The organism is Pseudomonas sp. FSL R10-0056, from assembly GCF_009600105.1.
GTDB classification, from domain to species: Bacteria; Pseudomonadota; Gammaproteobacteria; order Pseudomonadales; family Pseudomonadaceae; genus Aquipseudomonas; species Aquipseudomonas bubulae.
In genome coordinates, this window is the sequence record NZ_WIWL01000222.1 from 1 (window position 1) to 21,363 (window position 21,363).

22 protein-coding genes are annotated in these 21,363 nt (G+C 57.9%); all 22 read left to right on the forward strand.

Annotated elements, in window-relative coordinates; translation table 11 throughout:
* Window positions 1-874, forward strand: an 874-nt coding sequence (locus GHO42_RS22040; protein WP_153384186.1) for a flagellar hook-length control protein FliK, incomplete at its 5' end; no start/stop codon positions are given.
* Between the two features lie 236 nt (window positions 875-1,110).
* The gene (gene fliL, locus GHO42_RS22045) at window positions 1,111-1,602 is read left to right on the forward strand and encodes a flagellar basal body-associated protein FliL (RefSeq protein WP_095018906.1); all 492 of its coding nucleotides are present in this window, start codon (window positions 1,111-1,113) and stop codon (window positions 1,600-1,602) included.
* 9 nt (window positions 1,603-1,611) lie between these two features.
* Entirely contained in the window at window positions 1,612-2,580 is a 969-nt protein-coding gene (gene fliM / locus GHO42_RS22050; protein ID WP_019828822.1) for a flagellar motor switch protein FliM, read from the forward strand.
* A gap of 58 nt (window positions 2,581-2,638) precedes the next feature.
* Window positions 2,639-3,103, forward strand: coding sequence for a flagellar motor switch protein FliN (fliN, locus tag GHO42_RS22055; RefSeq protein WP_095002606.1), 465 nt, complete (start codon window positions 2,639-2,641; stop codon window positions 3,101-3,103).
* Complete coding sequence (gene fliO, locus GHO42_RS22060) at window positions 3,104-3,538, forward strand: flagellar biosynthetic protein FliO (protein WP_095018905.1); 435 nt, start codon at window positions 3,104-3,106, stop codon at window positions 3,536-3,538.
* Window positions 3,538-4,281, forward strand: coding sequence for a flagellar type III secretion system pore protein FliP (gene fliP / locus GHO42_RS22065; RefSeq protein WP_153328711.1), 744 nt, complete (start codon window positions 3,538-3,540; stop codon window positions 4,279-4,281). Before fliO ends, fliP begins: the two co-directional genes overlap by 1 nt.
* Before the next feature lie 4 nt (window positions 4,282-4,285).
* Window positions 4,286-4,555 (forward strand): flagellar biosynthesis protein FliQ, encoded by a 270-nt coding sequence (fliQ, locus tag GHO42_RS22070; protein WP_095002603.1) that lies wholly within the window; start codon window positions 4,286-4,288, stop codon window positions 4,553-4,555.
* The gene (gene fliR, locus GHO42_RS22075; protein WP_153328709.1) at window positions 4,556-5,338 is read left to right on the forward strand and encodes a flagellar biosynthetic protein FliR; all 783 of its coding nucleotides are present in this window, start codon (window positions 4,556-4,558) and stop codon (window positions 5,336-5,338) included.
* 2 nt (window positions 5,339-5,340) lie between these two features.
* Complete coding sequence (gene flhB / locus GHO42_RS22080; protein WP_095002601.1) at window positions 5,341-6,477, forward strand: flagellar biosynthesis protein FlhB; 1,137 nt, start codon at window positions 5,341-5,343, stop codon at window positions 6,475-6,477.
* A gap of 345 nt (window positions 6,478-6,822) precedes the next feature.
* Entirely contained in the window at window positions 6,823-7,356 is a 534-nt protein-coding gene (locus tag GHO42_RS22085) for a fimbrial protein (protein ID WP_095002710.1), read from the forward strand.
* Window positions 7,357-7,712: 356 nt separating this feature from the next.
* Window positions 7,713-7,985 (forward strand): fimbrial protein, encoded by a 273-nt coding sequence (locus tag GHO42_RS26250; RefSeq protein ID WP_232527673.1) that lies wholly within the window; start codon window positions 7,713-7,715, stop codon window positions 7,983-7,985.
* Window positions 7,986-8,027: 42 nt separating this feature from the next.
* Window positions 8,028-10,562 (forward strand): outer membrane usher protein, encoded by a 2,535-nt coding sequence (locus GHO42_RS22095; protein ID WP_256671123.1) that lies wholly within the window; start codon window positions 8,028-8,030, stop codon window positions 10,560-10,562.
* Entirely contained in the window at window positions 10,559-11,323 is a 765-nt protein-coding gene (locus GHO42_RS22100; RefSeq protein WP_095039309.1) for a fimbria/pilus periplasmic chaperone, read from the forward strand. The genes GHO42_RS22095 and GHO42_RS22100 overlap by 4 nt, the downstream gene beginning before the upstream one ends.
* Window positions 11,324-11,345: 22 nt before the next feature.
* Window positions 11,346-11,918: a fimbrial protein gene (locus tag GHO42_RS22105; protein ID WP_095002598.1), complete on the forward strand. Its 573-nt coding sequence runs from the start codon at window positions 11,346-11,348 to the stop codon at window positions 11,916-11,918.
* Window positions 11,919-12,556: 638 nt separating this feature from the next.
* Entirely contained in the window at window positions 12,557-13,609 is a 1,053-nt protein-coding gene (locus GHO42_RS22115; protein WP_095026927.1) for a fimbrial protein, read from the forward strand.
* Window positions 13,610-13,865: 256 nt separating this feature from the next.
* On the forward strand, window positions 13,866-15,995 hold the full coding sequence (gene flhA, locus GHO42_RS22120; RefSeq protein ID WP_095002707.1) for a flagellar biosynthesis protein FlhA: 2,130 nt from the start codon (window positions 13,866-13,868) through the stop codon (window positions 15,993-15,995).
* A gap of 11 nt (window positions 15,996-16,006) precedes the next feature.
* Window positions 16,007-17,323: a flagellar biosynthesis protein FlhF gene (gene flhF / locus GHO42_RS22125; RefSeq protein ID WP_095002596.1), complete on the forward strand. Its 1,317-nt coding sequence runs from the start codon at window positions 16,007-16,009 to the stop codon at window positions 17,321-17,323.
* Between the two features lie 119 nt (window positions 17,324-17,442).
* On the forward strand, window positions 17,443-18,270 hold the full coding sequence (gene fleN / locus GHO42_RS22130) for a flagellar synthesis regulator FleN (RefSeq protein WP_016781547.1): 828 nt from the start codon (window positions 17,443-17,445) through the stop codon (window positions 18,268-18,270).
* A complete protein-coding gene (fliA, locus tag GHO42_RS22135) occupies window positions 18,270-19,010 on the forward strand; it encodes an RNA polymerase sigma factor FliA (RefSeq protein ID WP_016781546.1) in 741 nt (246 codons plus the stop codon). Before fleN ends, fliA begins: the two co-directional genes overlap by 1 nt.
* A gap of 194 nt (window positions 19,011-19,204) precedes the next feature.
* Entirely contained in the window at window positions 19,205-19,576 is a 372-nt protein-coding gene (locus GHO42_RS22140) for a chemotaxis response regulator CheY (RefSeq protein WP_162939305.1), read from the forward strand.
* A gap of 20 nt (window positions 19,577-19,596) precedes the next feature.
* Window positions 19,597-20,385 carry a protein phosphatase CheZ gene (locus GHO42_RS22145; protein ID WP_095018900.1) on the forward strand — a complete coding sequence of 263 codons (789 nt, stop codon included), beginning with the start codon at window positions 19,597-19,599 and terminating at the stop codon, window positions 20,383-20,385.
* 64 nt (window positions 20,386-20,449) lie between these two features.
* On the forward strand, window positions 20,450-21,363 hold a 914-nt coding region (locus tag GHO42_RS22150), incomplete at its 3' end, for an Hpt domain-containing protein (RefSeq protein WP_178114942.1).

Here is a 21,363-nt window from a genome sequence, read left to right on the forward strand (position 1 = left end):
CGCGCAACCGGCCACCCCTGAGGTGCAAGTGGCACAACTGGCGGCCCAGGCACCGCCACCGCTGGCGGCCGACGACGACACCTTCGATCCTCAAGCCGATCCTCTGGACGCAATGCCTGCCGTGCGCCTGGCGATGGAGCAGGGCGGGCATGTTTCGGCCAGTAGCCAGTCCCCGGTCAAAACTCCATCAAGCGACGCCGCTCCTGCCGCAGCCCAGGGGCAGGCCAGCGGGATAGCCATGCTGGTCGATGATAAAAGCGATGACTCGACCACTGGTGAAGGGGGCGAGAAATCCTTTAAAGGCCTGGTCGATGAGGGTCTCAAGGACCTGAAAAGCGCCTCCAGCGATACCCGTGTGGATGACTTCGCCAACCGCCTGGCGGCGCTGACCCAGGCGGCGGTGCCGAAAACGACCAATGCGCTGCCGGTCAACCAGCCGTTGGCCATGCATCAGAGCGGCTGGTCCGAAGAAGTTGTAAACCGCGTGATGTACCTCTCCAGCGCCAACCTCAAATCAGCCGATATCCAGCTGGAGCCTGCCGAGCTGGGGCGTCTGGATATTCGGGTCAATATTGCGGCTGACCAGTCGGCGCAGGTCAACTTTGTGAGTGGCCACGCCGGTGTGCGTGAGGCGCTGGACAGTCAGATGCACCGCTTGCGCGAAATGCTCGCTCAGCAGGGCATGGGCCAGGTGGACGTCAACGTGTCGGATCAGCAGCGCAACTGGCAAGGCCAGCAGGGCCAGGAGCAACAGGCCCGTAGCGGTGGCGGTGGCCAGCGACTGGACAGCCTTGTTGATGACGAGCCGGTGGAAGTGGCTGCGGTTGCGCCAAGCGTGGTGCTGGGCTCCAGCGCGGTGGATTACTACGCGTAAGCGCTAGCACTAAAACACCTGTAGATACTCTGTTGCAGGTCAAGCCCTATTGTGGGAGCGAGCCTGCTCGCGAACGACCTTCGCGAGCAGGCTCGCTCCCACAGTTGCAGTGTTCCTTCGCCAGCTGCTACGCAATTTGAATTGGCGTGAAGCCTTCGATCCCTCCACTTCTGGCATAACACTTGCTCTGCCTACCCTCGGCACCTGTGAAAACCGAAAAGTGACGGATTATTGGCATGGCGACGAGCGACGCAGTAAAAGACCCCGCCGTTAAAGGCAAACTCAAGCTGATTATCCTGATCGTCGTGGCTGTGCTGCTGGCGATTGGCCTGTCTGTTGGCGCCACCTGGTATTTCATGCACAGCCCCAAGAGCGAAGCTGTGCCGCAAGCTGACGTGAACGTCAAGCTGCCTGCCCTCTATGAACCGATGGCCCCGGCCTTTGTGGTCAACTTCAACGCCAATGGCCGTCAGCGCTATATGCAAGTCAGTGTGACCCTGCAAGCGCGCGACCCTGCCGATCTCAAGGCGCTGATGGTGCATATACCGGTGATTCGCAACAACCTGGTGATGCTGTTTTCCGGGCAGGCCTTTGACGACCTCGCCACACCGGTTGGCCAGGAAATATTGCGCCAGAAAACCACTGCCAGCGTGCAGGAAGTTGCGCAAAAAGAACTCGGCAAAGTGGTTATCGATCAGGCGCTCTTTACTAACTTTGTATTGCAGTAGGATCACGACATGGCCGTGCAAGACCTGCTGTCCCAGGATGAGATTGACGCGCTGCTGCATGGCGTCGATGACGGTCTGGTACAGGCCGAAACCGCTGCCGAGCCCGGCAGTGTCAAAAGCTACGACCTGACCAGTCAGGATCGTATTGTCCGGGGTCGCATGCCGACCCTGGAGATGATCAACGAGCGTTTTGCCCGTTACACCCGCATCAGCATGTTCAACCTGTTGCGCCGCTCGGCGGATGTGGCGGTGGGCGGGGTGCAGGTGATGAAGTTCGGCGAGTACGTGCATTCGCTGTATGTGCCCACCAGTCTCAACCTGGTCAAAATCAAGCCGCTGCGCGGAACGGCGCTGTTTATCCTCGACGCCAAGCTGGTGTTCAAGCTGGTGGACAACTTTTTTGGCGGCGATGGCCGTCACGCCAAGATCGAAGGCCGTGAATTCACCCCCACCGAATTGCGCGTGGTACGCATGGTGCTGGAGCAGGCCTTTATCGACTTGAAGGAAGCCTGGCAGGCGATCATGGAAGTCAATTTCGAGTACATCAACTCTGAAGTTAACCCGGCCATGGCCAATATCGTCGGGCCCAGCGAAGCCATTGTGGTGTCGACCTTCCATATCGAACTCGACGGCGGTGGCGGCGACCTGCATGTGACCATGCCGTACTCGATGATCGAACCGGTGCGCGAAATGCTCGACGCCGGTTTCCAGTCCGACCTCGACGACCAGGACGAACGCTGGAGCAAGGCCCTGCGCGAAGATGTGCTCGACGTCAGTGTGCCGCTGAGCGCCACCGTGGCCCGCCGCCAGTTACGCCTGCGCGATATTTTGCATATGCAGCCCGGCGACGTGATCCCCATCGAGCTGGAAGATGAACTGGTGATGCGTGCCAATGGCGTGCCGTCATTCAAGGTCAAACTGGGCTCGCACAAAGGCAATCTGGCCTTGCAAGTGGTTGAGCCCATCGGTCGGCGCTAGGCGCCTGGCCACAAGAATTTGCTGTGCTAATGATTGAATGCCCGCCGAGGACACCCCCATGGCTAACGAACACGATACAACCGCTGCAGACCAGGCGCTGGCTGATGAATGGGCAGCTGCGCTGGAAGAAACCGGCGATGTTGGCCAGGCCGATATCGACGCGCTACTGGCGGCCGATGCGGCAACCAAGCCCTCTTCCAGCCGACTGCCGATGGAAGAGTTCGGCAGTGTGCCGCGCAACAACCAGCCGGTGACCCTGGATGGCCCCAACCTCGACGTGATTCTGGATATTCCGGTGTCGATCTCCATGGAAGTGGGAAGTACCGACATCAATATCCGCAACCTGCTGCAACTCAATCAGGGCTCGGTGATCGAGCTGGACCGTCTGGCCGGCGAACCACTGGATGTGCTGGTCAACGGCACCCTGATTGCCCACGGTGAAGTGGTGGTGGTCAACGAGAAGTTCGGCATCCGCCTGACCGACGTGATCAGCCCAAGTGAACGCATCAAGAAGCTGCGCTGAATGAAACGGCTACTTGGCGGTTTACTGGGCTTGCCCTTGAGTGTGCTGGCGGCCGAGCCGGTGGTTGCGACCGCAGCGGTTCCGGTGGCTGGCGCCAGTGTTGGCGGGCAGTTGACCCAGCTGGTACTGGGTCTGCTGCTGGTGCTGGGGCTGATTTTTGCCCTGGCCTGGTTGCTGCGCCGTGTACAGCAGGCGGGCCCGCGCCAGGGCCAGGTAATCGAACTGATCAGCTCCCGGGCCCTGGGCGCGCGGGACCGGCTGGTGCTGGTGCAGGTGGGCAATGAACAGATCCTGCTCGGTCTTACGCCGGGCCGGATCACCCCGCTGCATGTGCTCAAGGAGCCGGTGCAGGTGCCGGGTAGTGCGCAACCGGCCACCCCCGAGTTTGCCAAGCGCCTGATGGAAATACTCGGTCAGCAAAAGGACAAGCCTTGATGCGTTTTGTAGTCGCGCTGTTGTTGGCACTGGCCGCGCCATTGGCATTGGGGGCTGACCCGTTGTCGATTCCGGCGATAACCCTGGGCACCGGGGCCAATGGTCAGCAGGAGTACTCGGTCAGCCTGCAAATCCTGCTGATCATGACTGCGCTGAGCTTTATTCCGGCATTTGTCATGTTGATGACCAGCTTTACGCGGATCATCATTGTGTTTTCGATCCTGCGCCAGGCCCTGGGCTTGCAACAAACCCCATCGAACCAGATCCTTACCGGCATGGCGCTGTTTTTGACCCTGTTTATCATGGCGCCGGTTTTCGATCGGGTAAACAACGATGCCTTGCAGCCCTATCTGGCCGAAAAGCTCTCGGCCCAGGATGCGATCCTCAAGGCTGAAGTGCCGATCAAGGACTTTATGCTGGCGCAGACCCGCAGCAGCGACCTTGAGCTGTTTATGCGCCTGTCCAAACGTACCGATATCGCCACCCCGGATGCCGCACCCCTGACCATTCTGGTGCCGGCGTTTGTCACCTCGGAGCTTAAAACCGCCTTCCAGATCGGTTTTATGATCTTTATTCCGTTTCTGATTATCGACCTGGTAGTGGCCAGTGTGCTGATGGCCATGGGCATGATGATGCTCTCGCCACTGATCATCTCGTTGCCGTTTAAAATCATGCTGTTTGTACTGGTGGATGGCTGGGCGCTGATTATCGGCACCCTGGCCAGCAGTTTCGGCGGAGTTTGACCCCATGACCCCAGAAGTCGCGGTAGACCTGTTTCGCAGTGCGTTGTGGCTGACCACCCTGATGGTTGCCGTGCTGGTAATACCCAGCTTGCTGGTGGGGTTGCTGGTGGCGATGTTCCAGGCCGCGACCCAGATCAACGAACAGACCCTGAGCTTCCTCCCACGCTTGCTGGTGATGCTGGTCACCCTGATCGTGGCCGGGCCGTGGCTGGTGCAGACCTTTATGGAATACATCCTGCAGTTGTACGGCAGCATTCCGCAGTTGATCGGCTAAATGTCGCTGCTCGCCCTGACAGACGCGCAGATCAGTACCTGGGTCGCCAGCTTTATGCTGCCGCTATTCCGGGTGGGCGCGCTGCTGACCACCATGCCGATCATCGGCACCACCCTGGTGCCCAAACGCATCAAGTTGTTTTTGTCCCTGGCGATTACCCTGGCAATCATGCCCAGCCTGCCGCCGTTGCCCGCCGTCAACTCGCTGGATCTCAGTGGCCTGATGCTGATTGCCGAGCAAATCGTCATCGGTGCGTTACTGGGGTTTGCATTGCAGCTGTTTTTTCATGCGTTCGTGGTCGCCGGGCAAATTGTCGCGATCCAGATGGGCATGGGCTTTGCGTCCATGGTCGACCCGGCCAACGGGGTCAACGTGGCAGTAATCGGGCAGTTTTTCACCATGCTGGTGACCTTGCTGTTTTTGTCCATGAATGGCCATCTGGTTGTATTTGAAGTGTTGACCGAGAGCTTCACCACCTTGCCGGTGGGCGGTGGCTTGTTGCCCAACCACTACTGGGAAATCGCCAATAAACTCGGCTGGGTGCTGGGTGCGGCGTTGCTTCTGGTACTGCCGGCGATCACTGCGCTGCTGGTGGTCAACATTGCCTTCGGCGTAATGACCCGGGCCGCGCCGCAACTGAATATCTTTGCCATCGGTTTCCCGCTGACCCTGGTGCTGGGCATGGTGATCCTGTGGATCAGCATGGCGGACATTCTCAACCAGTATCAACCGCTGGCCTCTGAGGCCCTGCAGTTTTTACGTGATCTTGCGCAGGCCAGATAGCCATGGCCGAAAGCGAGAGTGGCGCCGATAAAACAGAAGACCCCACGGAGAAACGAAAAAAGGACTCCAGGGAAAAGGGTGAAATTGCACGTTCCAAAGAGCTGAACACCCTGGCCATCATGCTGGCTGGTTCGGCGGGCTTGCTGATTTTTGGCGGTGCGCTGGCGCAGGATTTGATGGAGCTGATGCGTTACAACTTCAGCTTGAGCCGCGAAGTGCTGCTTAACCCGGATTCCATGGGCGCGTTTCTGCTGCATTCAGGGAAAATCGCCTTGATCGCGGTGCAGCCAGTACTGATCACGTTGTTGATCGCGGCCCTGGTCGGCCCGATATCCCTTGGCGGCTGGCTCTTTGCTGCGGGCAGCCTGGCGCCCAAATTCAGCCGCATGAACCCGGCCGCCGGGATCAAGCGCATGTTCTCGGCCAAGGCGCTGGTGGAGCTGCTCAAGGCCCTGGCTAAATTCTTTATCATCCTGATCGTGGCCTTGCTGGTGTTGAAGTCCGACATCGATGACCTGCTGCGCATCGCCCATGAGCCGCTGGAACTGGCAGTGATCCACAGCCTGCAAGTGGTGGGTTGGAGTGCGTTGTGGATGGCCTGCGGATTGATCCTGATCGCTGCGGTGGACGTACCGGTACAGCTATGGGAAAGCCATCAGAAATTGCTGATGACCAAGCAGGAAGTACGCGACGAGCACAAGGATCAGGAAGGGCGCCCGGAGGTCAAGCAGCGCATACGTCAGGTGCAGCGTGAAATGTCCCAGCGGCGCATGATGGCGGCGATCCCGGATGCCGACGTCATAATCACCAACCCGACCCACTACGCCGTGGCCCTCAAGTACGACCCGGAGAAGGGCGGGGCGCCGATGTTGCTGGCCAAGGGCAGTGACTTCCTGGCGCTGAAAATCCGCGAGATCGGTACCAAGCACAACATCCTGCTGCTGGAGTCGCCGGCGCTGGCGCGGTCGATCTATTACTCCACGGAGCTGGAGCAGGAAATCCCCGCCGGCTTGTACCTGGCCGTGGCCCAGGTGCTGGCCTACGTCTACCAGATCCGTCAGTACCAGGCCGGCAAGGGCAAGCGCCCGGACCCCCTCAAGGACTTGCCGATCCCGGCGGATTTGCGCCGTGACGAGTAGCCTGCCAGTTGACGGGGTGGAGTGCAGGTATTTTGCGTCGAGTAGTGACTTTTAAATTCGCCTCCGTCAAATAATCTCTGCTAGTGCGGTGTTATATATCTATCTTGTATTAGGTGGGATCCTACAAGACAGTTGGAAGTGCCTTACTTCTTGTTTGAAAGTTAGCTGTTAGTTTAGTTGCTTCTTACTTCGGTGTGTGGGGATGGGTAAAAGTCAGCTAATGGCTTTCGCTTTTATTTCCTTGGGGTATGAATAAGTGTCGGGATTTAAACTTAAACTAAATCTTCAGTTTATTAAACAATTGTTGTAATGCATTTTTGTAGGGGGTGTTTGATGGGTGTTGCAATGAAGTCTGCCAAGTCTGCTTTGGCGTCTATGGTGTTGCTGGCTTGTTCGGCATCAGTTGCCAGTGCTGCGGGAGCAGGATCGGGTACTGTCACGTTTAGCGGTGAAATTTTGGAGTCGGCCTGCTCCATTACACCTGAAAGTGTGGATCAACCTGTTCCGCTGGGTTCGGTGTCCAAATCTCAGCTGAATAATGGTGGCATCGGTACCAAGCAATATTTCAACATCGAGTTGACCGGTTGTTCATTGACCGGTCTCACCGACAATACAGTCAAGGCCACCTTTACCGGTACGGGGGCGACAGCAGTGCCAGGAGCATTGGCCCTGAACGGCGTTGCCGGTGCGGGCATCCTTCTGACCGAGTTCGACGGCACCGCCATAACGCTGGGTACTGCAACCCGCCCGAAAGGTATTACGGCGGGTAGCAATACGCTGACCTTTGGTGCTCAGTTGAAAGGTCAAACATCTACAACCACTACTGTAGGTACAGGTACTTTTACTGCTGTTACGAACTTCGCGCTGGCATATCAGTAGGTTGTCCGGTTGCCCTGTTGTAGGAAGTTCGACAGCAGGGCAATTGCAGGTGGGAGTTTCCTGTGAAAGCACTCTCGATTTCAGTAGTGGTTACCTCGTTCTTTGTGTTTATAACGTTTGGTTTCGGTGTGTGTACTGCACTAGCAAGTCAGGGGGGTGGGCGCGTAACACTTGAAGGGCAAATTGTTGATTCTGCGTGTGCACTTGATGCGAGTAGCGCTTATCAACTCGTTGAATTCGACCCTTTGCCCATGGGGCAACTTATTCGTCAGGGTCAGTCTTTGCCAGTGATATTCACATTGCGTTTAATTAAATGCTCATTGGCCAGGCCTGACTCTTTTCGTCCAGGCAGTTACTTGCCTGACTGGCAGCATGTAAGGGTGACGTTTGATGGCCTGGCGGATGCCAGCGGGCGCTTGTTTGCCATTGGCGGAGCGGCCCGGGGGTTGGCCCTGCGTATTGCCGATACCCAAGGGCAGGAAAGCATCCCGGGAGTACCCATGCCCCTGGCGCCTCTGACCGGAGCGGACCAGGAGCTGCATTACACCCTTCAACTGGTTGGCAATGGTCGTCCTGTAGCGGTTGGTTCTCACCGAACTGCGGTGCGTTTCCGCCTGGAGTATTTCTGAATGTACGGGCTGTTTACCGGGCGGGATCTCTCAGCCGCCCAAATGATACTGCGCACCGGCGTGTTGAGCGGATTGATGTCGCTGGGCGCTGAGGTATGGGCCGGGGATGAGATTCAGTTCAATACCGATATTCTGGACCTCAGCGATCGTACCAATATCGACTTGTCCCAATTTTCTCGCAGCGGTTTTATCTTGCCTGGCGTTTATCCGCTGCAGGTGCAGGTCAACTCGCAATGGCTGCCTGAGCAGCGCATAGCTTTTTACCCTCCTGACGATGACCCCAAAGGTAGCCAGGCCTGCCTGTCGACCGAGCTGGTTGAGCAACTGGGGCTCAAGCCTGAAATGCAAGCTCGGCTCGGCTGGTGGAAGAGCGGCGAGTGCCTGCATATCAATAGCCTGGCGGGCATGGAAGTCAGTGGTGATCTGGCGACCTCTAGCCTGCATATTTCCGTGCCGCAAGCCTATCTGGAGTACAACGCCCGGAACTGGGATCCGCCTTCCCGGTGGGACAACGGCGTGCCGGGCGCTCTGATGGATTACAACCTCACGGCCAAGTCCAGCGGGCGGAAGGGCTCAGCCCGTCAAACCGACTTGAGCGGCAATGGCACGTTCGGCGCAAACGCGGGCCCCTGGCGCTTGCGTGCAGACTGGCAGGGCCGTATCGAAGACGAAAGCTACAGTCGTGCGCGACGGCTGGAGTGGAGCCGCTTTTATGCCTATCGAGCGCTGCCTGCCATGCAGGCGCGTCTGGCTCTGGGAGAAAACTACCTGTATTCGAACGTGTTCGACAGCTTCCGTTTTACCGGCGTTGCACTCAACTCGGATGACAACCAGTTGCCGCCCAATTTGCGTGGCTATGCACCGGAAGTTGTCGGCGTTGCCAAAACCAATGCCAGGGTCATTATCAGCCAGCAAGGCCGTGTGCTTTATGAAGCGCTGGTTGCGGCGGGCCCTTTTCGTATTCGGGATCTGAATGATGCCGTAACCGGGACCCTGGAGGTGCGCGTCGAAGAGCAGGACGGCAGCGTCACCACCTTCCAGGTTGAGTCGGCCAACATTCCCTACCTGACGCGTCCCGGCACTGTGCGTTACAAACTGGCCAGCGGTCGACCGTCTTCTCTTCACAACGGAGGGCAGGGCGACGTCTTCGGTGCAGGCGAATTCTCCTGGGGCGTAAGCAATGGCTGGTCCCTGTATGGCGGTGGTCTCAGTGACAATAATTACACGGCGCTTTCTGTCGGGGTGGGGCGCGACCTGCTGGCCTTGGGAGCGATCTCATTCGATGTGACCCGGGCCAGCGCCAAGCTGCAGGGCACGTCCTTGTCGGGCGATTCCTTTCAGTTGAGCTATTCGAAAAACTTCGACCAGTACGACAGTCAGGTCACCTTTGCGGGTTACCGTTTTTCCCAAAAAAACTACATGAGCATGAGCGAGTACCTGAATGCGCGTCATTACGGTGGTCCGGTGGGAGGCAGCAAGTCGCTTTACACTGCGACAGTCAACAAGCAGTTTCGGGATATGGGGCTTACCGCTTATCTGAGCTACAGCAACCAGTCCTATTGGGATCGTCCGAGCGGTGAGCGATGGAACTTGTCCCTGGCGCGCTATTTCAGTGTGGGCTCGATAAGAAACATGAGCCTTTCCCTGAGCGCTTTCCGTAATCAGGAGAAAAACCAGCACAGTGGCATCTCCAGCAACCACACCGGTATGTACCTGTCAGTAAGCCTGCCAATGGGTCGCTCCGGGACGCTCACCAGCAGCGTCAACAGTAGCTCTCAGGGCCAAAATAACTATTCCACGAACTACAGTGACCGGCTCGATCAGCGCAACAGCTATCAACTGTCGGCAAGCAACACCTCGGTTAGCGGGTACCTGAACCATGCCGGTGATCAGGCGGATGTCTCCATCAGCGCTGCCCTGCAAGAGAACAGCTACAACACCCTCACCCTGTCTGCTCGTGGTGGCGGCACACTGACGCCATACGGTGGCGCAGGGCATCGAACTGCGGGTACGGGCGGTACCCGGTTGATGATCGATACCGGTGGAGTACCTGGCGTGCCGATCCGGGGCTATGGCAGCCCGACGCGCAGCAATGCCTTCGGCAAGGCTGTTGTCTCGGATGTCGGCAGCTTTACGCGCACTGCGGCCAGTGTCGATCTGGAAAGCTTGCCTGCCGATGTGGAGGCGACAGAGTCCATGACCCAGTTGACCCTGACAGAGGGCGCCATCGGTTATCGCACGCTGGAGGTGATTGCCGGGCTCAAGGCCATGGCTGTGTTAAGCCTGCCTGATGGCAGCGTGCCGCCGTTCGGCGCCATGGTGAAAAACGAAAAACAGCAGGGCACCGGCATCGTCAATGATGCTGGCAGCGTCTACCTCAGTGGTATTCAGCCCGGCGGGCGGATGATAGTCAGTTGGGGTGGTGCCGAGCGTTGCACCTTTGTAATGCCTGAAGATTTACCGGTCGACGGATTGGCTTCCACCCTCAGTCTGTCCTGCCAGGGGGTCGCAGCGGACAAGACCATGCCCGCGTCAGCCTCTCTGGGCAGGATTGTTGATAGCGAGAAAAAGTCATGAAAATTAAAACGTTCAGTTGCGCGTACTCGTCGCTTGTCCTCCTGATGCTGTCGCAGACCGGCAACGTCAATGCCGCCATTGGTCTTGATCGAACCCGGGTCGTGTTTGATGGCAGCAAGGATGCCGCCAGCATGACCATCACCAACAACAACACCCAGTTGCCTTACCTGGCCCAGGGCTGGATCGAGGATGAGCAAGGCAACAAGATCACCTCGCCGCTGATCGTGTTGCCACCGGTCCAGCGCCTGGAGCCCGGTAAAAAAAGCCAGGTGAAAGTTCAGGCGTTACCTGCGGTCAAGTCGCTGCCCCAGGACCGGGAGACCGTCTATTACTTCAATTTGCGCGAAATTCCGCCCCGTAGCGACAAGGCCAACAGCCTGCAGATCGCCCTGCAGACCCGCATCAAGCTTTTTTATCGTCCGGCTTCGATAGTGCCGAGCCAGCAGGAACGCTCGGACCCCTGGCAGAAACAACTGATCCTGACCCGTGAGGCCGATGACTTTCAAGTCAATAATCCTACCCCGTACTACATCACGCTGATCGATGCCCGCAGCAGCAAAGAGGGCAAAACCTCTCCCGGTTTTGAGCCGCTGATGGTGCCGCCAAAAGGCACGCTCAAGCTGGGCGTGAGTGCGGCGGCACTGGGTAGCAAACCCTGGCTGACCTATGTAAATGATTACGGAGGCCGCCCGGCACTGGCGTTCAGTTGCACTGGCAACACCTGCAAGGTGGACGCGAATGTGTCTGCGGCCGATGACTAGTGCGCGCCTCAGAAGAGGCGTCATGAAACCTTGTACGGTGACGGCCCTGAGTGCCTTGTTGCTGACGCTGCATGCCGCTCAGGGCCAGGCCGAGATTCAAGGGATGAATGGAGTTCTGGATATTTCGGGCTCACTGATCAATTCCCCTTGCGTCCTGGACATGGCCTCGGCAGACCAGGCCGTGGACCTTGGAAATGTGCCCCGCAGCCAATTGATGCGCCCGGGCGATATGGCATCGCCCGTGGTTTTGCAGTTGCGCTTTGTCGATTGCATGCGCGCATCCGGCAGCCTCCTGAATGAGCGCACGGGCAATCTGGTGTGGAGTGCCTATCAGCCGGTGGTGTCCGTCGCTTTTCTGGCGCCTTCCGATAAGGATGATCCGCGTTTGGTCAAAGTTCAGGGTGTCACCGGCATGGGCCTGCGCCTGACCGATGCCCTTGGCCGGGATGTGCGTTTGGGCGCTCGTGGAGAGCCTTTGTTTCTGGCGCATGGCAGCGACACCCTGACGTGGCAGGTGCAACCCACGCGCACTGCCACAGCACTGAGCAATGGCGCGTTTCGGGCCCGGGTTGATTTCAGGCTTATTTATGAGTGAGGGCGCAACGATGATCAGGTCGGTAACTTCGCGTTTTGCAATCACTTGCTATTGTCTGTGTCTGTCTCTTGGCCAGAGTGTTACGGCGCGTACCTCGGAGGTGGCCGTGAATGTGAGTGGGGTAATCCTTGCGCCTGCGCCTTGCATTGTTAATGGCAACAACACGCTCACTGTCCCTTTCGGCAGCAATCTGGTAGCTGCACAGATCGATGGGGTCAATTATCGCAAGCAGGTGCCTTATACAGTGACGTGCGGGCCGCAGCCAACCAATGACATGACAATAGAGTTGCAGGGGGGTGGAGCCAGTTTTGATCGCGCGTTGTTGATGACCAGTAAAAGTAATCTCGGGATCAAGTTCCTGGTGGGGGGGCAACCTGGTCCCTTAACAGTCCCGTTAATTTTACATACCCAACTTTGCCTCAAATGGAAGCGGTGCTGGTGGCAAAACCGGGTAGCACTCTTGCGGGAGGAGCTTTTTCGGCTTCCGCAACGATAGTCATATCACTGCGCTGAGAAGTAAAGGCAGATGAGGCACCGACAATAAACTGACGTGTTTGCACTGCGTATCATTGATCACCTTTGGTGTGGAAAATACTATAGTTGTTGACTTGGGCTCTTAACCTGATCTGGATGGATTTGTGGCGGTGTTTATATTTGCGCTGGATGCCCCCAAGACGCGTGTCGAGGTAAAACTACATACAGGATCAAAAGTCGTGAATATTATGAGGTGTTTTGCTGGCGTATTTTTTTGGCTGTTTGCACAAGTTGCTTTTGCTGTTCATTGCCAAACGGATGACCGGGTCTGGAGGGATATGAGAGCAGAAACTCTTATTATCTACACTGACGTAAAACTGGATGCGGAAAATAGCAGGGTTACTATGAAAAGTGCTGTGCCGACCGTGTGCAGGCATAATTTCCCGGTGACGTTTCCTCTTAGTTATCGGGAGTGGATAGCTTCAACCTCTGATACGTTTAATCAGGCTCCAAAATTTTCTGCTTTCTCCTCCGGGATGATTGTTGGCGGGAACGAATACCCTTGGCCTTTGGGGCCTGGCAGGTACCTTGCCGAAGGCTCTAGAAGTGGACCTAACTATTTTTTCTGGCTTGGTATGTATCTCAAACTTTCTTCAAGTCCAGGCTTGAACATTAAAATTGACGCGGGTGATGTGATCGGTAACTTTCATTTTTTCAAGCTGTATAATTTCACCCATGCTTCGTATGCGCCATTTTCGATGTACGTTCAAATCAGGGCACGCAACAGTTTGGACACAACACCACCTGTTCCAGCGGAGTGTGCTATCAATGATAACAGGCCCGTTAATGTTGATTTTGGTTCTGTGGATCCCGCGGCCATCGGGATAAGTGCGAGTACTTCACTTGCCCGGAAAACGGTCGGCGTAAAATTTGTGTGTGACAGGGCTCTTCAAAGCGCCAGGCTTAAACTGGTGGCAACGCCTTCTATATTCAGTGCTGAAGGTTTTGTATCGGGCAAGCCTGATATAGCCATCGCCATGATTCGTAAAAGTGATGATGCAATTATTTTACCGTCTTCCGGGCTCAGTTATTATGTCTATTTGATCAACGGTGAAACAACGGAGGAATATACTTTTTCTCTTTTTCGTAAACGTGGCACTTTTCCACCTGCCGGCCCTTTTGCTGGGAGCGGTACTCTTGTGGTGGAGTTTCCTTGACTCGCCAAGCAAGAGCCATCCCATCGGCTGCAAAATAAAAGCTGCAACAACACAAGGGGGAAGGATTCTCCCTTATTGGCAATGAACGGCGTTTTTTCCTTGTTTCAGCCCTGCTGCGCTCATCGGCACTACAAGGATTCGCACACCCTGCAAGCCTTCCATATGGCCATTTGCCAAAGTTGGAAGGTTTCTTGCAGTGGCAGGCTCCACGGCGCATATGGCGTCAAAAGTTTGCTAAAGGTTTGCCGCAATGTCATTGGATCGCTCTCAGTTAATCAACACCGCTCGCAGCGGTCTGGCCGGCCTGGGTCAGGGACAGTTGGGTGTGCCGCTGTTGTTGCTGGTGATGCTGGCAATGATGATGTTGCCGATCCCCGCCTTTTTGCTGGATGTGTTTTTTACCTTCAATATCGCGCTGTCCATCGTGGTGTTGCTGGTGTGCGTCTACGCCTTGCGGCCGCTGGATTTTGCCGTGTTCCCCACCATCCTGCTGGTGGCCACGCTGATGCGCCTGGCGCTCAACGTGGCCTCCACGCGGGTGGTGATGCTCCACGGTCAGGAGGGCCACGCCGCCGCGGGCAAGGTGATCCAGGCCTTCGGCGAGGTGGTGATCGGCGGCAACTACGTGGTGGGTATCGTGGTGTTTGCGATCCTGATGATCATCAACTTCGTGGTCGTGACCAAGGGCGCCGGGCGCATCTCGGAAGTGAGTGCGCGCTTCACCCTCGACGCCATGCCCGGCAAGCAGATGGCCATTGACGCCGACCTCAATGCCGGCCTTATCGACCAGAATCAGGCCAAGATGCGCCGTCAGGAAGTCGCCCAGGAAGCCGAGTTCTATGGCTCGATGGACGGTGCCAGCAAATTCGTGCGCGGTGATGCCATCGCCGGTCTGTTGATCCTGTTTATCAACCTGATCGGCGGCATGGCAGTTGGGATTTTCCAGCACGGCATGAGCTTCAGCGAAGCCGGCAAGGTGTACGCCTTGCTCACCATCGGTGACGGTTTGGTGGCGCAATTGCCGTCCCTGTTGCTGTCCACGGCTGCCGCGATCATGGTGACCCGTGCTTCGGGCTCCGAAGACATGGGCAAGCAGATCAACCGGCAGATGTTTACCTCACCCAAGGCGCTGGCTGTCTCGGCAGGCATCATGGCCATCATGGGCATCGTGCCCGGCATGCCGCATTTCTCCTTCCTGAGCCTGGCTGCAGTCGCCGGTGGTGCGGCGTACCTGATGTGGAAAAAACAGAACGTGGTCAAGGTCCAGGCCCTGGCAGAGGTCAAGCGCCAGCAGGAGCTGCTGCCTTCGCCAGCCCGCGCCCAGGAAACCAAGGAGCTGGGCTGGGATGACGTTACCCCCATCGACATGATCGGGCTTGAGGTCGGTTATCGCCTGATCCCGTTGGTGGATCGCAACCAGGGTGGCCAGTTACTGGCGCGGATCAAGGGGGTGCGCAAGAAGCTGTCCCAGGACCTGGGCTTTCTGATGCCCACCGTGCATATCCGTGACAATCTCGATCTGGCCCCCAGCGCCTATCGCCTGACCCTGATGGGAGTGATTCTGGCGGAGGCCGAAATCTATCCGGACCGCGAGATGGCGATCAATCCGGGGCAGGTATTTGGCACGCTTAACGGGATTACCACCAAAGACCCGGCCTTTGGTCTGGAAGCGGTGTGGATCGAGGTCAGCCAGCGCAGCCAGGCGCAGTCACTGGGCTATACCGTAGTGGACGCCAGTACCGTAGTGGCAACGCACCTTAACCAGATCCTGTACAAACACTCCCATGAGTTGATTGGTCATGAAGAAGTTCAGCAGTTGATGCAGCTGCTGGCCAAGTCCTCGCCCAAACTGGCCGAAGAACTGGTGCCGGGGGTGTTGAGCCTGTCGCAATTGCTCAAGGTGCTGCAGGCCTTGTTGGCCGAACAGGTGCCAGTGCGGGATATCCGCAGTATTGCCGAAGCCGTCGCCAACAATGCTCATAAGAGTCAAGATACTGCCGCTTTGGTTGCCGCCGTACGCGTGGGCTTGTCTCGTGCCATCGTGCAAAGCATTGTAGGCGTTGACTCCGAGCTGCCTGTTATCACCCTGGAGCCCAGGTTGGAACAAATATTGCTCAATAGTTTGCAGAAGGCCGGACAAGGCCAGGAAGAGGGCGTTTTGCTGGAGCCCAGCATGGCAGAGAAGCTCCAGCGCTCGTTGATCGACGCTGCTCAGCGTCAGGAGATGCAAGGCAATCCGGTCATCTTGTTGGTGGCAGGCCCGGTACGCGCGATGCTGTCGCGCTTTGGCCGTCTGGCGGTGCCCAACCTGCATGTACTGGCTTACCAGGAAATCCCTGACAACAAGCAGGTCACGATCGTTGCGACAGTAGGCCCTAACGGCTGAGGGTTTGGTTTATGCAAGTGAAGCGATTTTTCGCCGCCGATATGCGTCAGGCCATGAAGCTGATTCGTGATGAGTTGGGGGCTGACGCCGCCATTATTGGCAACCGCCGGATTGCCGGGGGCGTTGAGTTGACCGCGGCCCTGGACTACAAGCTGTCCGCGCTGGCACCCCGGGTGCCGAACATTGAGCTGGAAGAAGAGCTGCGCAAGACCCAGTCGCGGATTGTTTCGGCCCAGGCCGAGTTGAGCTTGCGCGGTGAAGGCGAGGCCGGCGATAACCGCCAGCTGTTTGCCGGTTTGCCGCTCACGGCTGCCGAGCCATTGATTGAGCCGACCCTTGAAGAACCGCCGCGCCCTGCGCCGGCGCCCGCGGCACCGACGATCGATCAGCGTGCATTCGACAATATGCGCCATGAACTCAACGGTTTGCGCGAGTTGCTGGAAGTGCAACTGGGCTCGCTGGCCTGGAGCCAGTTGCAGGACGCCAAGCCCGCGCAGGCCAACTTGTGGCGCCGTTTGCAGCGCATCGGTTTGTCCGGGCCGTTGTCCCGTGATCTGCTGGCGCAGGTGGCCGGTATCGAAGAGCCACGCCAGGCGTGGCGGATGTTGCTGGCGCACCTGGCGCGGATGATTGCCACGCCGGAGCTGGAGCCGCTGGAAGAGGGTGGCGTAATCGCCATGGTGGGGCCCGCCGGGATGGGTAAAACCACCACCCTGGCCAAGCTGGCGGCCCGTTATGTGCTCAAGTACGGCGCGCAGAATATCGCCCTGGTGAGCATGGACAGTTTCCGTATTGGCGCCCAGGAACAACTCAAGACCCTGGGGCGCATCTTGAATGTGCCGGTAACTCATGTTGCCCCCGGCCAGTCGCTGGGCCAGACCCTTGAACCGCTGGTGCGCAAGCGCGTGGTGCTGGTCGATACCGCGGGCCTGCAAGCCAGCGACCCGGCGTTGCGCCTGCAGCTCGAAAGCCTGGCGGGGCGCGGAATCAAGGCCAGGAATTATCTGGTGTTGGCCACTACCAGCCAGAAGCAGGTGCTGACGGCCGCGTACCTCAGTTACAAGCGTTGCGGGCTGGCCGGTTGCATCCTCACCAAACTGGATGAAACCGCGAGCCTGGGCGAAGTGTTGAGCCTGGCGATCAGTCACGAGCTGCCGGTGGCTTACCTCACCGACGGCCCGCGGATCCCGGACGATCTCCATCTGCCGCGGCGTCACCAGCTGGTGAGCCGCGCAGTGAGTGTGCAAATGCAGGAAGAACCCAGCGAAGAGGCCATGGCCGATATGTTCGCTGATATCTACCACAGCCCACCCAAGCGGGTCGGCTGAGGTAGTCAAGATTACGTTGAAATGTACCTACATCGGCTGGTCTGAAGGTTTTGTTCCGCAGGGGAACGAGCAGCCAACGCATGTAGCCGCGTCTAAGTAAGACAAGGTAAAGAAAGATCATGGGCAGCATGCATCCCGTACAGGTGATCGCAGTGACCGGCGGCAAGGGTGGCGTCGGTAAAACTAACGTGTCAGTCAACTTGTCCATCGCATTGGCCGAGCTGGGCAGGCGCGTTCTGTTGATGGACGCGGACCTTGGGCTGGCGAACGTCGATGTTTTGCTGGGCTTGACCCCAAAATTCACCCTGGCCGATGTGGTCGAGGGGCGTTGCGAGCTGCGCGACGTATTGCTCCAGGGGCCCGGCGGGATCCGCATCGTGCCGGCGGCCTCGGGAACCCAGAGCATGGTGCACCTGAGCCCGGCGCAGCATGCCGGCCTGATCCAGGCCTTCAGCGACCTGGGCGACAACCTCGATGTGCTGGTGATCGACACCGCCGCCGGGATTGGCGAGTCGGTGGTCAGCTTTGTCCGCGCAGCCCAGGAAGTGCTGCTGGTGGTGTGCGACGAGCCGACCTCGATCACCGACGCCTATGCGTTGATCAAGTTGCTCAACCGCGATTACGGCATGAACCGCTTCCGCGTGCTGGCCAATATGGCGCAAAGCCCGCAGGAAGGGCGCAATCTGTTCGCCAAGCTGACCAAGGTTACCGACCGTTTCCTCGATGTGGCCCTGCAATATGTGGGCGCCGTGCCTTACGACGAATGCGTGCGCAAGGCCGTGCAAAAACAGCGCGCCGTCTACGAAGCGTTTCCGCGCTCCAAGTGCTCGCTGGCGTTCAAGGCCATCGCGCAAAAAGTTGACACCTGGCCGTTGCCAGCCAACCCGAGGGGGCATCTTGAGTTCTTTGTCGAACGCCTGGTGCAGCAGGCAGGGGGGCGCTTTTAATGACGGCCAGCGGTTATCGCATGTACAGCAAGTCATCCCGTGACAGCCAGTACGAGCTGATCGAGCGCTACGCGCCCCTGGTCAAGCGCATTGCCTACCACCTGCTGGCGCGTTTGCCGGCCAGCGTGCAGGTGGATGACCTGATCCAGGCCGGGATGATCGGCCTGCTCGAAGTTTCGGGCAAATACGACGCCAGCAAGGGCGCGAGTTTCGAGACCTATGCCGGCATCCGTATCCGTGGCGCGATGCTCGATGAAGTGCGCAAGGGCGACTGGGCACCGCGTTCGGTACACCGCAATACCCGCATGGTCAGTGACGCCATTCGGGTAATTGAAGCAAAAACCGGTTGTGACGCTAAAGATCATGAAGTTGCGGCCGAACTCCAGTTAAGCCTTGATGATTATTACGCCATCTTGAATGACACCCTGGGCAGCCGCCTGTTCAGTTTCGACGATCTGTTGCAGGACGGCGAACACGAAGGGTTGCATGAAGATGGCGCGAGTGCCCACACGGAGCCGTCGCGCGACCTTGAAGATGAACGCTTCCAGGCCGCGCTGGCCGATGCGATCGCCCATTTGCCCGAGCGTGAACGGTTGGTGCTGGCGCTGTACTACGACGAAGAACTGAACCTCAAGGAAATCGGCGAAGTGCTGGGGGTCAGCGAGTCCCGGGTCAGCCAGCTGCACAGCCAGTGCGCGGCACGCTTGCGGGCTCGCCTGGGGCAGTGGCGCGCGCACTAGGGCCCTTGATACCTGTGGGAGCGGGCTTGCCCGCGATGGGATCGACACGGTGAATCAGACAGACCGCGTCGACCCCATCGCGGGCAAGCCCGCTCCCACAGTCGATTAGGCGTGTTTGAAAACGAATTGATTGAATGGCGTGCCCTGCACATGGGTGCGTTAAAGACTGCTTGGAGGTCGAATTGGACAAGAACATGAAAATCCTCATCGTTGATGACTTTTCAACGATGCGGCGGATCATTAAAAACCTGTTGCGTGACCTGGGGTTCACCAACACGGTCGAGGCGGACGACGGCACCACCGCGTTGCCGATCCTCAACCTGGGGCACATCGACTTTCTGGTGACGGACTGGAACATGCCGGGCATGACCGGCATCGAGTTGCTGCGCCATGTGCGTGCCGACGAAAAACTCAAGCACTTGCCGGTGCTGATGGTGACCGCCGAGGCCAAGCGCGAGCAGATTATCGAAGCGGCCCAGGCCGGTGTTAATGGATATGTAGTCAAGCCGTTCACCGCTATCGCACTCAAAGACAAAATCGAAAAGATCTTTGAACGCATCGGTTGAGCGGTTGCCTTGGGGGCACTATGGAGCATAAAGATTGCACACAGGCCGATTTTGAATCGACCCTGAAAAAACATGCCCACGAATTGGTCGAAAGCCTTGAACGAGGCCAGTTTGGCGATGCCGTGCAGTTGATTCACGAGCTCAACCAGACCCGTGACCGCGGGCTGTATCGTGAAGTCGGCAAGCTGACCCGCGAACTGCACAGCGCCATTGTCAATTTCCATATTGATCCAGGCATGCCGCAAGCCGAAGAGGTGTCGCAGATCACGGATGCCACCGAACGTTTGGCTTATGTTGTGAAACTCACGGAAGCGGCGGCCAACCGGACCATGGACCTGGTGGAAAACAGCACGCCACTGGTCAATGGCCTGGGTCAGGAAGCCAAGGAACTGAGCGCGGATTGGGGGCGTTTTATGCGCCGCGAAATCGGTGCCGAAGAGTTTCGCGAGCTGGCGCGTCGGATTGACAGTTTTTTGACGCTCAGCGAAACGCAAAACACCATCGTGTCCGCCAATCTGACTGATATTTTGCTGGCTCAGGATTTCCAGGACCTGACCGGTCAGGTGATCAAGCGGGTGACGCAACTGGTCACGGACGTGGAGAGCAATTTGCTCAAGCTGGTGCTGATGGCCAGCCAGGTCGATCGCTTTGCCGGGATCGAGCACGACCGCGATGCATTGCGCGCTGAAAATAATTTGCAAAAAAACCAGGCCAAGGGTGAAGGTCCGCAGATTCATGCCGATACACGTAATGACGTCGTATCCGGTCAGGATGATGTTGACGATTTGTTGTCCAGTCTGGGTTTTTAGGACTTGAAGAGGCGTGCGGGCGCTGTTGCCCGGCGTCGAAGAGCCTATTTCAAGGAGCACCTACATGAGCTTCGGCGCCGATGAAGAAATCCTTCAGGATTTCCTGGTTGAAGCCGGCGAAATTCTGGAGTTGTTGTCCGAACAACTGGTCGAGCTGGAAAGCCGACCGGATGATGCGGATCTGCTCAATGCCATTTTTCGCGGTTTTCACACTGTAAAAGGGGGCGCCGGCTTCCTGCAGCTCCATGAGTTGGTGGAGTGCTGTCACATCGCCGAAAACGTCTTCGACATCCTGCGCAAGGGTGAGCGCAGCGTTGACGCGGAGCTGATGGATGTGGTGCTTGAGGCCCTGGATGCGGTCAATGGCATGTTCAGCGAAGTGCGCGAGCGCAGCCCGATCACTGCCGCGACTCCCGAGTTGCTGGCGGCCCTGGCGCGCCTGGCCGAGCCTGCTGCTGTGCAAGCAGCGGTTGTTGCAGTGCCTGAACCGGTGGTTGAAGCCCCGGTGACCGATATCACCGACAGCGAGTTCGAGCAGTTGCTCGATTCCCTCGATGCGGTCAAGGCGGCCGCGGCCGAGCCTGAAGCGGTGGCCACAACACAAAGCACGACCAGCGACGAAATAAGCGACGCCGAGTTTGAATTGCTGCTCGACCAATTGCACGGCAAGGGCCAGTTTTCGATGGAAGCGGCGGTGGCCACTGTGGCCGACGAAGCGCCCGCCGTGGCCGCCGAAGTCAGCAATGAAATCACCGACGATGAATTCGAAGCCCTGCTTGATCAATTGCATGGCAAGGGTTCGTTCAATACCGATGGGCTGGACACCGCGACCGCGGCACCTGCCGAGCCTGCGGTCACTGCCGTGGTGCCTGCGGGTGACCCTGACCTGATCAGCGATCACGAATTTGAAGCCCTGCTCGACCAGATGCACGGCAAAGGCAAATTCAGCGCCGACTCGGCAGCCGTGGTGGCTGCGGT

What these genes read in the sequence shown, in the direction of transcription:
- fliL (WP_095018906.1), top strand. Translation starts at nt 1,111, where the DNA reads ATGGCGACGAGCGACGCAGTAAAAGACCCCGCCGTTAAAGGCAAACTC.
- fliM (WP_019828822.1), top strand. Translation starts at nt 1,612, where the DNA reads ATGGCCGTGCAAGACCTGCTGTCCCAGGATGAGATTGACGCGCTGCTG.
- fliN (WP_095002606.1), top strand. Translation starts at nt 2,639, where the DNA reads ATGGCTAACGAACACGATACAACCGCTGCAGACCAGGCGCTGGCTGAT.
- fliO (WP_095018905.1), top strand. Translation starts at nt 3,104, where the DNA reads ATGAAACGGCTACTTGGCGGTTTACTGGGCTTGCCCTTGAGTGTGCTG.
- fliP (WP_153328711.1), top strand. Translation starts at nt 3,538, where the DNA reads ATGCGTTTTGTAGTCGCGCTGTTGTTGGCACTGGCCGCGCCATTGGCA.
- fliQ (WP_095002603.1), top strand. Translation starts at nt 4,286, where the DNA reads ATGACCCCAGAAGTCGCGGTAGACCTGTTTCGCAGTGCGTTGTGGCTG.
- fliR (WP_153328709.1), top strand. Translation starts at nt 4,556, where the DNA reads ATGTCGCTGCTCGCCCTGACAGACGCGCAGATCAGTACCTGGGTCGCC.
- flhB (WP_095002601.1), top strand. Translation starts at nt 5,341, where the DNA reads ATGGCCGAAAGCGAGAGTGGCGCCGATAAAACAGAAGACCCCACGGAG.
- GHO42_RS22085 (WP_095002710.1), top strand. Translation starts at nt 6,823, where the DNA reads ATGAAGTCTGCCAAGTCTGCTTTGGCGTCTATGGTGTTGCTGGCTTGT.
- GHO42_RS22095 (WP_256671123.1), top strand. Translation starts at nt 8,028, where the DNA reads ATGATACTGCGCACCGGCGTGTTGAGCGGATTGATGTCGCTGGGCGCT.
- GHO42_RS22100 (WP_095039309.1), top strand. Translation starts at nt 10,559, where the DNA reads ATGAAAATTAAAACGTTCAGTTGCGCGTACTCGTCGCTTGTCCTCCTG.
- GHO42_RS22105 (WP_095002598.1), top strand. Translation starts at nt 11,346, where the DNA reads ATGAAACCTTGTACGGTGACGGCCCTGAGTGCCTTGTTGCTGACGCTG.
- flhF (WP_095002596.1), top strand. Translation starts at nt 16,007, where the DNA reads ATGCAAGTGAAGCGATTTTTCGCCGCCGATATGCGTCAGGCCATGAAG.
- fleN (WP_016781547.1), top strand. Translation starts at nt 17,443, where the DNA reads ATGGGCAGCATGCATCCCGTACAGGTGATCGCAGTGACCGGCGGCAAG.
- fliA (WP_016781546.1), top strand. Translation starts at nt 18,270, where the DNA reads ATGACGGCCAGCGGTTATCGCATGTACAGCAAGTCATCCCGTGACAGC.
- GHO42_RS22140 (WP_162939305.1), top strand. Translation starts at nt 19,205, where the DNA reads ATGAAAATCCTCATCGTTGATGACTTTTCAACGATGCGGCGGATCATT.
- GHO42_RS22145 (WP_095018900.1), top strand. Translation starts at nt 19,597, where the DNA reads ATGGAGCATAAAGATTGCACACAGGCCGATTTTGAATCGACCCTGAAA.